9 protein-coding genes are annotated in these 12,078 nt (G+C 50.4%); all 9 read left to right on the top strand.

Annotated features, from left to right (window positions below; all coding sequences use genetic code 11):
• Positions 1-60: 60 nt before the first annotated feature.
• Positions 61-1,875 carry a sensor histidine kinase gene (locus tag ACKTT9_RS34050; protein WP_407869480.1) on the top strand — a complete coding sequence of 605 codons (1,815 nt, stop codon included), beginning with the start codon at positions 61-63 and terminating at the stop codon, positions 1,873-1,875.
• Positions 1,876-1,987: 112 nt separating this feature from the next.
• The gene (locus ACKTT9_RS34045) at positions 1,988-3,349 is read left to right on the top strand and encodes an ABC transporter substrate-binding protein (RefSeq protein ID WP_157317892.1); all 1,362 of its coding nucleotides are present in this window, start codon (positions 1,988-1,990) and stop codon (positions 3,347-3,349) included.
• Positions 3,350-3,430: 81 nt separating this feature from the next.
• A complete protein-coding gene (locus ACKTT9_RS34040) occupies positions 3,431-4,300 on the top strand; it encodes a sugar ABC transporter permease (RefSeq protein ID WP_326059176.1) in 870 nt (289 codons plus the stop codon).
• Positions 4,300-5,118, top strand: a complete 819-nt coding sequence (locus ACKTT9_RS34035; protein WP_157317894.1) for a carbohydrate ABC transporter permease — start codon at positions 4,300-4,302, stop codon at positions 5,116-5,118. Before ACKTT9_RS34040 ends, ACKTT9_RS34035 begins: the two co-directional genes overlap by 1 nt.
• 37 nt (positions 5,119-5,155) lie before the next feature.
• Complete coding sequence (locus ACKTT9_RS34030) at positions 5,156-6,724, top strand: response regulator (protein ID WP_407869479.1); 1,569 nt, start codon at positions 5,156-5,158, stop codon at positions 6,722-6,724.
• 13 nt (positions 6,725-6,737) lie between these two features.
• Positions 6,738-8,462: a hypothetical protein gene (locus ACKTT9_RS34025; protein ID WP_407869478.1), complete on the top strand. Its 1,725-nt coding sequence runs from the start codon at positions 6,738-6,740 to the stop codon at positions 8,460-8,462.
• 114 nt (positions 8,463-8,576) lie between these two features.
• Entirely contained in the window at positions 8,577-9,257 is a 681-nt protein-coding gene (locus ACKTT9_RS34020; RefSeq protein WP_407869477.1) for an aspartate/glutamate racemase family protein, read from the top strand.
• A 33-nt stretch (positions 9,258-9,290) separates the two neighbouring features.
• Positions 9,291-10,550, top strand: a complete 1,260-nt coding sequence (locus ACKTT9_RS34015; RefSeq protein WP_407869476.1) for a ribulose-bisphosphate carboxylase large subunit family protein — start codon at positions 9,291-9,293, stop codon at positions 10,548-10,550.
• Between the two features lie 6 nt (positions 10,551-10,556).
• Positions 10,557-12,002, top strand: coding sequence for a four-carbon acid sugar kinase family protein (locus ACKTT9_RS34010; protein ID WP_407869475.1), 1,446 nt, complete (start codon positions 10,557-10,559; stop codon positions 12,000-12,002).
• Positions 12,003-12,078: the final 76 nt, after the last annotated feature.

The raw sequence follows: 12,078 nt of genomic DNA, 5'->3' as shown, positions 1-12,078 counted from the left end.
GCGCAGCCTTCTAAACCGATTCCGGCTGTTTTCGCATAGATAGAAAGGCGGGTCATCAAGATGCGTTGGATGGAAAGCTTAAGGAAGAGATTAGAGACCTTATTTCCTAGAATTCGAACGATGCTGTTATTGAGTTATTTCGTCATTATTCTTTTCTGCATTGCCTTGATTGGAACCGCTTCATTTTATATCTCCTACAATTCCATGGCGGAACGCGTAGAAACCGCCAGCTCGCAAATCGTCCGGCAGATCGAATTTAACATGGATAATGATTTTCATAATAAAAGAAATCTGCTCCTCGCCCCCTACTATACACAGGAATATATTGACAACATTAATGCTTACCCGACGATGGACAGCCAAAATAAATTTCTATTCCGCCAGAAGCTTGGGGATCTGTTTTTAAAAAGCTTTAACATTACGCCGATTCCCGATTTTATCCGTTTTCAGATTTATTACAGCGATGGTGAACTGCTGAATTCCTCCGATAATACCTCCTTCGGCAGCCCGAGTCAGGTGCTGAACGCCGAATGGTTCAAGCAAACAATAGCCAAAGACGGGCTCGTGAATTTCTTCGCTTCCCCCCCGGTAAGTGGGCAGGAGGAAAGTCCGACAGCCTATTCGACTTCGATGCTTATTCGCGATTTCTCGAATCCGACCGGCTTTATTGTGGTGCGCGCCGACTATAATTACGGTCTGTTTAAAGGCATTGGCCAGCGTGCAGACCTGACGAAGAACAGCCGTTTTCTTATTTTAAATGAGATTAATAATCCGATTTACGATTCCGCAGACGGGCATACGGCCGATATGGAGGCAGAGGCTTTATCCCAGATTAAAGGGGACAGCGGTAAGTTTTGGACGGGCAGCGGCGATCAGACGATGCTGGTTTCGTACACCCGCTCCCAATACTCCAATTGGAAAACCGTGCTCATCATGCCGAAAGAAGAAATATTCAGCCCGCTGGATTCCATCAAAACGACAGCCATCTGGACAGCTTTGGCCGCTTTTCTGGTGACTGCGATTCTATCGCTGTTGTTCGGAAGAAGCATTACCAATCCGATTCTGGATTTATATAAAACCGTTAATCACATTAAACGTGGCGATTTTTCCGTGAGGGTGGACATTAAGCGGAAAGATGAAATCGGCCGAATTGCGATGAATTTCAACGCCATGCAGGATGAATTGCAGAAACAGATCGAGACGAAGTATGTCTATCAAATTAAGCTGCAGCAGGTGGAGCTGGCAATGCTCTATTCGCAGATTAACCCGCATTTCCTGTATAACACGCTGGATAGCATCAAAGCTATGGCCGATTATCATCACGTAGAAGAGATTGGCCAGATGTCGCAATCGTTAGCCGATATGTTCCGTTATAACACGAAAAATACGGATGAAATCGTTACGCTGCAGGAAGAGCTCGTACAGATTGACGCGTATATCAACATTCAGAGTATCCGTTTCGATGGTAAGATTGACTATCAATTGGAAATCGAAGATGACCTGTACCATTTTCCAATGTTAAAAATGACTCTGCAGCCACTGGTCGAAAACGCGGTTTTCCATGGGATCGAACGTAAAAGAGGGAAAGGCACGATTCGCCTCAAGGCTTGGAGGGAAGCGGAATGGGTGTATATCCAAGTCAAAGACGACGGTGTCGGCATCTCGGAGAAACGGCTGGAGCAGATTCTGGCCTCGCTGAGACAACCGCTTTATCAGGAAGAATATAAGCTGTCTGCCGCAAGCGGAGGGATTGGCGTCCAGAACGTATATGCGAGGTATACGATTCGTTACGGCGAGCAGTTTCAATTCCAAATTGAAAGCAGAAAAGGAATAGGGACGGAAGTGACGCTGAAACTGCTTCAGCAACTTGGTTGAGAGTAGGATGTAGGAATATTCAACATAGAAAGTCGTTATCGTGCATGGGGCATAAGTAAGCGGTTGCAATATAATCAAATCTGTAAGGAATATTGAAGGAGGGGTACAGAAAATGAAGAAAATGAAAACGGTAACACTGTCTGCTTCGGTTGCGGCAGTTATGGCATTAACGGCTTGTGGAAGCGCAGGCACAAATACAATGAGCAGCACACCGGCAGCTGCAACGCCCGCTGCATCAACAGCCGCAGCAACAGCGGCTCCAGCGAAAAAAGATCCTGTCACACTGACGTTTGCGATCGCCAATACGGTTGATGCCACACCTTTTAATAAAATCTTCAAAGAGTTTGAAACGAAAACAGGCAATAAGGTCGAGCTGCAGGCGCTGCCTGGCGGCGATTTCGACAACATGATGAAAACGCGCTTCTCCACGGGCGACTTCCCGGATCTCTTCCTCATGCAGCCAGGCCCTAAGCAGTACGTTAAGCTGAGAGCTTCTGAAACGCTTCGCGAGTGGTCGGGGGATCAGGCGGTATGGGATCGCATTATTCCGACGATGAAAGATTTTCAGGCGGATGCGAACAAGAAAATTTATGGTGTCCCTTTCGGCGCTACCGGGATGATGGGCATCTATTATAACAAGGATGTATTCAGCAAAGCGGGCATTCAGCCTCCCAAAAATTATGCGGATATGATCGAAGGCGCTAAGAAAATCAAGGCAGCAGGTATCACGCCTTTCTATGAAGGTGTCAAAGATGGCTGGCCGCCGCAAGTGTTCTACTTCACAGGTTGGGTATCGAATGTAGACCCGGCGATCGGGGATGCAGGGGTTCAAAATTTAGAGAAAAATGCGCTCAAACTGGCCGATATTCCGGCACTCAAAGACCTTTTCGCCAAACAGAAGGAATTAAAAGATCTTGGATTAATTCAATCCAATCCGCTGGCTGGCACATTTGATGAGCTGCAAAATTTGATGGGCGAAGGCAAAGTCGGCATGGCCTTCATGCTTGACGGCATTATTCCGCAATTGGAGAAGAAATTCGGGAAAGAATTTGTAACGAATAAAATCGGCTTCTTCCCGTTCCCGTCCGCTGCGGATGCAGGAACAGCTATGATCACGCCGCCGAACCAATTGATGATTCCGAATAAAGCGAAACATGCCGATGTGGCTGCTGAGCTGGTTAAATTCATGATTTCACCGGAGATGGTGGACCTGTACTACCAAACGAGCCCAGGTATCCCAATTTTCCAAGGCGCTAAGAGCAGCTTGTATCCTGTGCAGCAAACGGTGAAGGATTTGATCGACGCGAATAAAGCGAAAATTAACGTGCAAAATCGTTTGACACCAACCTTCGCCGATTTCCAAAAAACGTTGCAAACGTTCTTCATTGATGGAGATGTCGACAAAGCACTGAAAGAATTCTCGGCGAACTATGAGAAAGATGGCAAAGCCAAGCTGCTTGACGGCTTTAAATAAGGAGATTTCGTTCCAATTCTGTCTGTCCGGTCGGAGCTTGGTTCCGGCCGGAACACTTTATAAAGAGGGAGGGGAGACGAGATGGGAAAGACGAAATACCCGCTTTATTTTTCATTCCCGGCTCTCGCCGTGTTTCTATTGTTTTTCATTACTCCAACGATCATTGGGTTTTATTACAGCTTTACGGACTGGAATATCAATGCAGAGCAGATTCGTTTCAACGGGCTGGATAACTATATCGAGCTGTTCAAAGAACCCAGATTGAAAACGGCTTTGATCAATACGTTGATTTTTGCGGCAGTTGTGACCTTGATGCAAAACTTTTTGGGATTAGGATTAGCTTTAATTCTGAATGAAGCCCTTAAACTGCGAAATCTGCTGCGCATGATCTTTTTTCTGCCCTATGTGATTGCGCCGATTGTCATAGGTTATATTTTTCGAGCGATTTATCACCCTGAGCATGGCATTGTCAACACGGTACTTGATGCAGTAGGGCTGCATGTGATGGCGCAGGACTGGTTGAATGACCCCAAGTATGCCCTATTCTCAATTATTGTGACGGACCTGTGGCGTGTTGCCGGATTTTCGATGGTTGTATATTTGGCCGGCTTGCAGTTTATTCCGAAGGATTTGATTGAAAGCTCATCCATGGATGGGGCGCAATATTGGCAGCGTTTCCGCTCCATTATATTCCCGCTGTTAGCTCCGGCACTTACCGTCAACGTCCTTCTCTCCATGATTGGTTCCATGAAGGTGTTTGAAATGGTCATGGTCCTGACAGAAGGTGGACCGGGTTATACCACAGAAGTATTTTATACCTACATTCGCGGGATGTTCAGCACAGGGTTATTCGGTTACGCGACGGCGGTTAACGTTGTTTTATTCGTCCTAGTCACCATTGTTGGCGTTCCGGTACTGATGGCGATGAAGAAGAGAGAGGTCGAGATGTGATGAGAAAAAAGTGGACACTCTGGATACTGGAAATCGTCGCAGTTTGCTTGGCCTGTCTGATTCTGATTCCCTTTCTGATGATTCTGGTCAATTCGTTTAAAGGCATTCGGGAATCGGCGCTGTTCGGCCTATCCCTTCCTTCCGAATGGCATTTTACAAATTACAAAGAAGTCTTTCAGCAGGCAAACATTTGGCGGGGCTTTAAAAATAGTATTCTTATTTCCGTCCTTGTTGTCGTCTGTGTGAATTTATTTGCCTCCATGGCTGCTTTCATCATTCAACGAAGAGATGATCGGTTTCTGCAAGGAGCTTATTACATGTTCATTATGGGGCTGATTGTTCCGGTCTCCATTGTGCCTACGATTAAGCTTTTGGGTGATCTTCATATTAAAGGGACGTATTTCAGTTTGATTATGTATTATACGGCGGTGCTGCTGCCTTTTGCTGTGTTTTTGCTCGTGGGCTTTATGAAGTCGATTCCAAGAGAATTGGATGAAGCGGCTTTGCTGGAGGGCTGCAGCTATTTCCGGTTGTATTGGCAGATGATTTTACCGCTGCTGCTTACCGTGCTTGTAACCGTATCCATTGTCGTGATGGTGTCGGTTTGGAACGATTTCTTCGGACCTTTCTATCTGATGACAGATAGCACGAAGTGGACGATTGTCCTGCAAATTTTCAATTTTGTCACGATGTACAGCACGAATTGGGGCGTTGTGTTTGCCTTCATGGTGCTTGTCATTGCTCCGATTCTGATTATTTATTTACTGCTGCAAAGATACATTATTGACGGGCTGACAGCGGGTTCCATGAAAGGTTGAGTCATGCGAAATCTAAGTCTTTGAGGAGGTACAGGAAATGCGAAGAGTCATCATTGTAGACGATGAAAAGTGGATACGAAGAGGATTAATTCAGTCTATTTCCTGGAACGAATGGGGCTTGGAGCTTGTTGGCGAAGCAAGTGACGGGGGAGAAGGCTATGAGATGGCTTTGGACAAAAAGCCGGACCTGCTCTTCCTGGATATGCGGATGCCGGGCCTCGACGGTAAGCAGCTGCTGGGCATGCTCAGCCAAGAGCTTCCGGACTTGCTGACGATTGTGATCAGCGGATATTCGGATTTCGAATATACGAAGGAAGCCATCCGCCATAAAGCCTTTGACTACCTGCTCAAGCCGGTGAAAAAGGAAGAGTTGGCTGCGGTGGTGGAAAAGGCGCTTCTCGAGCTGGATCGGCGCGAAGCGGAGAAACGCAAAGCCTCCCGCGTCCAGGGAGAGGATTGGCTGCGGCAGCTTCTGCTGCATGCCGAGGAAGGGGAGGAAGCCTTCGTTCCTTCCAGCTGGCAAGCCGGTGAATATGCCGTGATGCTCGGTCACACGGACACTTTCCAAGAGCATTGCGATCATGCTCGTCTGCTGCCGGTGATTCATGAGCAGTTAAACCGAATGAAGCCCTTCCTTTTTGGGGGGCGGTGGGAGTACGAGGTTACGACGCTGCACGATAGCAGCCGGGAGATTGCGATTGCGCTTTGCGGGGCTCGGTTGGACGCTAAAGATTTTAGCCGGCTGCACACAAGTGTATTAGCTGCTATAAAGCAGGCGGGAAGCGTTAGTATCAGCTTTGGCATGAGCACTAGGAAGCTGGAGGCTGCTAAGCTGGGGGAGGCTTATCACGAAGCGAGAAAGGCTTTGTCTGGGAAACTCCTGTCAGCGGTGAACGCCTTGCTTTTTGCAGAGAACAAAGCGGTGCCTTTATCCGGCATGTATCCGCAGGACCAAGAGAATTCGTTCTTATGGGTGCTTCAATCCGGGAATAAGCAGGCTGTGGAGCAGGAATTCGAGCGGTTGTTTGCGGCATTCGTAAGCGATGTTACGACGGTGGGGCATTTGCAGTGGAGTGCGGATTTACTCCTGCATGCGGTGGAGAAGCAGCTTCAGGCGAAGGATGTACGATTAGAGGAGATTTGCGGCAAAAATACGCACATGTATTCGGAGCTGATTCACCAACGTAACGACGTGGACGCGATGAAAAAGATTTTCAAAGATGACCTGCTGCCTGCTGTGCTCTGTTTCTACGGCCAATCCGGGGAAAAGCAAGGAGAGAAGGTCGTCAGCGAGCTGAAAAAATGGATGGAGAGCAATTACGATCAGTCTCTCTCCTTGCATCAAATTGCCAGCAGCTATTATTTAAATGCTGACTATTTAAGTCGGATTTTCAAAAAAATGACGGGGAAAAATTTCGTCGATTATTTAACCGATATCCGTTTGCATAAGGCCAAAGAGCTGATGAATAAATCGAAATACAAAAACTACGAAGTCGCGCAAAAGGTGGGCTATGAGGATTACCGGTATTTCAGCCAAATTTTCAAAAGAAAAATCGGCATGACCATCGGTGAATACCGCAAAGCCATCGGTCAAGCGGACCAATAAGGAGAGAACACGTATGTCGAAACCGTTAATTCCCGATACGCTTATGCTCGAAGAACGCGCTGCACACGCCATCAATGCCATGATCGGCATGGCGGACCGCGACCATAACTATATTCCTTTTTTTGCAGCTGATTTGATGCACAAACCTGCTTTTATGACGCATGGCGATTGGGACTACGGTTCCTCGCACGGACGGATGATCGACGGATTAATTCTTGCCCGCCACATGTCAGGAGAAGAGTTTGGCAAAGAGGTCGAGGAGCGTTATCGCGCGAACCTGTTGTCTTTTTTCAAAGAAGACGGGATGAGCTACAGACAGATCAATCCAACCCGCAATTGGGAGCCGAATGCGAACCTGATTGATCAGCGGGCGGTTATTTTATCTTTGACGACTTGGTTTATGGAATCGGGAGACCCGAAGGTCAAAGAAGCGGCCGACCGCCACGTGGCGGCACTCAAGCGTATCGCGATCAAAGAGCGCGATGTCTGGTATTATCCGGCTTCGGAATACAAAGAAACGGGCTGGCCGTCGAATAACGCGATCCAACTGCGTTTGGCGCCCGATCCGGCAGCCTTCTGCGGCCGTTTAGTCATGCCTTTGCTGAAATATCATGAGCTGACGGGCAATCAGGATGCTTATGAGCTATGCCAATTTTTTACGGCATTAATTATGGAGCGCAGCGGTGTATTCAATCAAGACGGCAGCTTCAACGACTCGCTGGCCTACCGGAGCGGACACTTCCATACGCGGATTGGTACGCTTGACGCCATCGCGAGGTTCGGCGTCTATACGGGCGATGCGGCTATGCTCGCTTGGGTCAAGAAATGCTACGATTGGGCGCTGACCAAATGCACGAACTTCGGCTGGACACCGGGCGATCTGCACGAGCAGGCTTATGAGCATGAAACATGCTCCTTGGTTGACTTAATCGCGACAGGCATTACCTTGGCTCAAAGCGGCTATGTGGAATATTGGGGAACGGTGGAACGGTTTTTGCGCAACCATCTGGCGGAATCACAGCTGCTGGATCTGGATTGGGTGGAGGAAGCGGATGATAAGTCGGCTGACATTCCTGCGAATAAAAGCTTCTATAAAGTAGCGGAGCGGACACGGGGTTCTTTTGCAGGTTATTCGGCGCCTAATGATTTCGTTTGTGATGTGAATGAGGGACGCGGTCATACGAACGATTTGCAAATTTGCTGCTTAGGCTCAGGCACACGCGGGCTTTTCATGGGCTGGAGTAACACGATTACGGAGAAAAAAGGGACAATCAGCGTCAATTTTCTATTGAATCGCGGCTCCAAATGGCTGGATGTCAGCTCCTACCTGCCGCATGAAGGGAAAGTCGTGCTCGATATTCACACGGATATCTCTCGTTTGCAGATCCGAATCCCAGAGTGGGCCGGCTTTACGAAAATCAAGTATGTTCGCGAACGCGGTGGGGAAGTCATCGAAGGCAAAGGCAATGAAGCGAGCAGCTGGGTGAACAAGCACTTCCTGTTGCTGGGGGCAGCTGTCGCAGGTGAGAAAATTACGGTAACCTTCCCGCTGAGCTTCCGCAAAACGTTGGAGAATGCGGTAGGTCAAACCTTTGAGACGGAATGGCGTGGGGATGATGTTGTAAATATTACACCGAAGGGAACGAAGAAACCTTTGTACAGTGGACGGAAGGTATTTGAAGAGGCACCTATGCGGGCTGGGGAGTATCGTCGATTGGATAAGGAATTTGTTTGGTAATTGTGTGAAGGCATAGATGAGTGAATGAGCAAATGAAAAATGAGCAAATGAGCAAATGAGCAAATGAGTGAAAGACCATCTGCTTTCGGAGTGAAAGCGACTAGGAGGAGTTCGATGCAAACCGTTGTTGCGATTTATACAGGTCAGGGCTTGGCCGATCCTTTGAAAAAGGTGTTTCAAGAGATGCTGCCGGATATTCGGCTCGTAAATATTATCGATGACAGCTTGATTGGCGATGTCGTGCGTGCCGGGCACATTCCAGAAGTCGTGTCCCGCCATTTGGTGCAGTATTACCGGCACGCGGAAGAGCTGGGTGCAGATGTGATTCTCAACACATGTTCCTCCGTTGGCGATGTGGCGGATGAGGCTGTGGAGGCCATCGGCATTCCGATCGTACGAATCGACGAATGGATGGCGGCCAAAGCGGTAGCCGGCTACACGCGGATTGCCGTGCTGGCAACGCTGCCATCTACTTTGGAGCCAACCTTGCGGCTTATTCAGCGCAAGGCGGATGAAGCCGGCCGAGAGGTGCAGCTTGTGAGCGGACTCGCGGAAGGCGCCTTTGATGCCTTGATCAGCGGCAAGCCGGAAGAGCACGACCGTTTGCTGCTGGAAACGGCGAAACGGGCAACAGATGCCGCCGATGTGCTGGTATTGGCGCAAGGCTCCATGGCGCGCATGGAGCAAGCGTTGGTAGAAGCAACAGGCAAGCCTGTGCTTTCATCCCCAAGATCCGGCGTAGAACATGTGAAGGCTGTTCTTGAAGCAGCCAAAGAAACGAAGACAGGGTCCTAAAGCGATTTGGCTTAGAGAGAGGGGAGAAACCATATGGATCAAGATCGTGTTACAGCCGTCTATCTAGTGGAAACGGCGTATTCGCTGGAGCGGGCTGCCGCATCCATCGCCGGCGAGCAGTCCACGGGGACGTTCACAGCTGTGCCTGGAGAGACGGACGCCGTGAAGGAGCGGCATGGCGCAAGAGTGGAGCGTATCGATCCGTTGGACGATACGGATACGCCCTCCCTGCCGGGCGCGAAGACGCCGCAGGGTCATGACGGCAAATATCGTCGTGGGCGAGTGACGGTATCGTTTCCCCTTCATAATTTCGGGCCTTCCATACCGAATTTAATGTCTGCTGTTGCGGGCAATTTATATGAGCTTCAAGAATTGTCAGGGCTGAGGCTTTTGGATTTGGAGCTGCCGGAGGCATTTACTACGCGGTACCCTGGTCCAAAATTTGGGCTAGAGGGGACACGGAAGCTGACGGGTGTGTATGACCGGCCGATCCTTGGGACGATCGTGAAGCCCAGCGTAGGCTTATCCATGGAGGAGCTGTCAGCTTTGGTGGAGAAGCTGGGGAGAGCGGGCATGGATTTCATCAAGGACGATGAATTAAATGCGAATCCCCCTTATGCGCCATTAGCGGACAAAGTCAAGGCGGTCATGGAGGCAGTCGAGCGAGCTGCAGATGCTACGGGCAAGAAGCTGATGTACGCTTTTAATATCACAGGGGATTATGACGAACTGCGCAGGAATCATGATTTGGTTGTAAAAGCCGGCGGCACCTGCGTGATGGTCAGCATACTGAGCGTCGGGCTATCGGGGCTGACGTATTTGAACCAATTCAGCGAGGTTCCTATTCACGGACATCGCAATCAATGGGGTATGCTGACGCGGTCTCCGCTGCTGGGCATTGAATTCACGGCTTATCAGAAGCTTTGCCGGTTAGCCGGGGCTGATCATCTGCATGTTAACGGTTTAAATAGTAAGTTTTATGAAAGTAACGAATCGGTGGTTCGGTCGATTGCGGCTTGCACGGCGCCGCTGCTTGGCGGCTACAAAGCGATGCCTGTCGTATCCTCAGCCCAGTGGGCGGGGATGGCTCCAGCTACGTATGCGGCAACGGGGACCGTCGATGTGATGCACTTGGCCGGCGGAGGCATGCTGGCTCATCCGGATGGTCCTGCGGCCGGCTTTGAGAGCATGAAGTTGGGCTGGGAAGCGGCGGTTCAGGGGATACCGCTGGACGCCTATGCGGCGCAGCATCCTTCCCTGCAAAAGGCGATTGAGAAATACGGGAAGGGGTGAAGGTGGATGGAAGATACCCCTAAAGTGTTTAAACAGGAAGTGGCTATTGGGCGAGCCGCCAGAAGGCCGCTCTGTTACTACGGTGATGATTTCACCGGGTCTACGGATGTGTTGGAGTCGCTGTTTCAAGCTGGACTGAAAAAAACCGTCCTGTTTCTGGAGCCTCCCACGCCCAAGCTGCTGCAGGAGCAGTTTCAAGACGTCGATTGTTTCGGCGTCGCCGGTGTGGGACGCTCCTTAACGCCCGAGGAGATGGAGCGGGAGCTGCGTCCGCTTTTTATGACGCTAAAAGCTGCCGGAGCCGCCGTTGTGCACTATAAAATATGCTCGACCTTCGATTCCTCGCCCGGCACGGGCAGCATCGGCAAAGCGGCGGAAATCGGGCGCGATGTATTTGGCGGCCGGTACATTCCGCTGCTTGTCGGCGTTCCGTATCTGGGCCGGTATACGCTGTTCGGCAACCATTTTGCAGCTGGCGGCGCAGGAGGAACGGTGCATCGCTTGGATCGCCATCCAACGATGTCCAAGCATCCGGTTACGCCTATGGCGGAGTCTGATCTTCGCAAGCATTTGGCGCAGCAGACAGCGCTGAAAACAGCTTTGCTGGATATTAAGGCGCTAGACGGCTCGTATGCGGATGTGCGGGAGCGCTTGGAGACGGTTATCCGTCAAGAGCAGCCGGATCTGCTGCTATTTGACGTATTGGATGAGCAGCGCTTGGAAGCGGCTGGGAGAATGATTTGGGAAGAGGCAGCGGAGCATGACGGACTGTTCGTCATCGGTTCTTCCGGTGTCGAATACGCGCTCGGAGCCGTATGGCGAAAAAATGCGGGGACTTCGGATGCCGCAGCGGAAAGCCGCAGGTTACGAGTGGAGGCATCACAGGCTGGGCCACTGTTGGTGGTTTCAGGCAGCTGTTCGCCTATAACCGAGGCTCAGATCGGGCATGCGCTGCAAGCCGGTTTCGCAGGCATTCGCGTTCCGATGGAGGACTTGCTTAGCCCTGAAACGCGGGAAGCGGCAAAGATTGCCTTGCAGCAAGAAGCGCAGCAATGGCTGGCTGGCGGCAGAAGCGTCATTGTTTACTCGGCCACGGGGCCCAACGATGAAAGCATTGGGCGCCTGCGAGAGGTGCTGTCCGCCCGGGGGATTAGATCGGAAGACAGCAGCCGTCTGCTTGGCCATGCGCTAGGTGAGTTGACTAGAGAGCTCGTTCGTCAGCTCGGTATTTCGCGTGTTTTGATAGCGGGAGGAGATACCTCAGGGTATGTGACTAGAGAGCTTGGCGTCTATGCGCTAGAGTGCATTTCCATTCTTGACCCTGGCGGACCGCTATGCCGGGCTTATGCCAATGAGCCTTCGTTTGATGGTCTGGAGCTCGTGCTCAAGGGCGGTCAAGTTGGCGGCGTGGATTTTTTTGAGCGGGTCGCCGGGTACAGGTATAAGGGCTGATATACATGATTTGCGATAGGAAGACTATTTTCTGCAGCGTTGCAGGGATAGTCTTTTTCTGCTTCCCCGGCTTTGG

This window comes from Paenibacillus sp. P36, assembly GCF_045866505.1.
GTDB classification, from domain to species: domain Bacteria; phylum Bacillota; class Bacilli; order Paenibacillales; family NBRC-103111; genus Paenibacillus_E; species Paenibacillus_E chondroitinus.
This window is presented reverse-complemented; position numbering and strand designations above follow the sequence as displayed.

Bases quoted from the DNA above. Each gene is read 5' to 3' on its own strand.
- ACKTT9_RS34030 (WP_407869479.1), top strand. From the start codon at position 5,156: ATGCGAAGAGTCATCATTGTAGACGATGAAAAGTGGATACGAAGAGGA.
- ACKTT9_RS34025 (WP_407869478.1), top strand. From the start codon at position 6,738: ATGTCGAAACCGTTAATTCCCGATACGCTTATGCTCGAAGAACGCGCT.
- ACKTT9_RS34040 (WP_326059176.1), top strand. From the start codon at position 3,431: ATGGGAAAGACGAAATACCCGCTTTATTTTTCATTCCCGGCTCTCGCC.
- ACKTT9_RS34035 (WP_157317894.1), top strand. From the start codon at position 4,300: ATGAGAAAAAAGTGGACACTCTGGATACTGGAAATCGTCGCAGTTTGC.
- ACKTT9_RS34020 (WP_407869477.1), top strand. From the start codon at position 8,577: ATGCAAACCGTTGTTGCGATTTATACAGGTCAGGGCTTGGCCGATCCT.
- ACKTT9_RS34050 (WP_407869480.1), top strand. From the start codon at position 61: ATGCGTTGGATGGAAAGCTTAAGGAAGAGATTAGAGACCTTATTTCCT.
- ACKTT9_RS34010 (WP_407869475.1), top strand. From the start codon at position 10,557: ATGGAAGATACCCCTAAAGTGTTTAAACAGGAAGTGGCTATTGGGCGA.
- ACKTT9_RS34045 (WP_157317892.1), top strand. From the start codon at position 1,988: ATGAAGAAAATGAAAACGGTAACACTGTCTGCTTCGGTTGCGGCAGTT.
- ACKTT9_RS34015 (WP_407869476.1), top strand. From the start codon at position 9,291: ATGGATCAAGATCGTGTTACAGCCGTCTATCTAGTGGAAACGGCGTAT.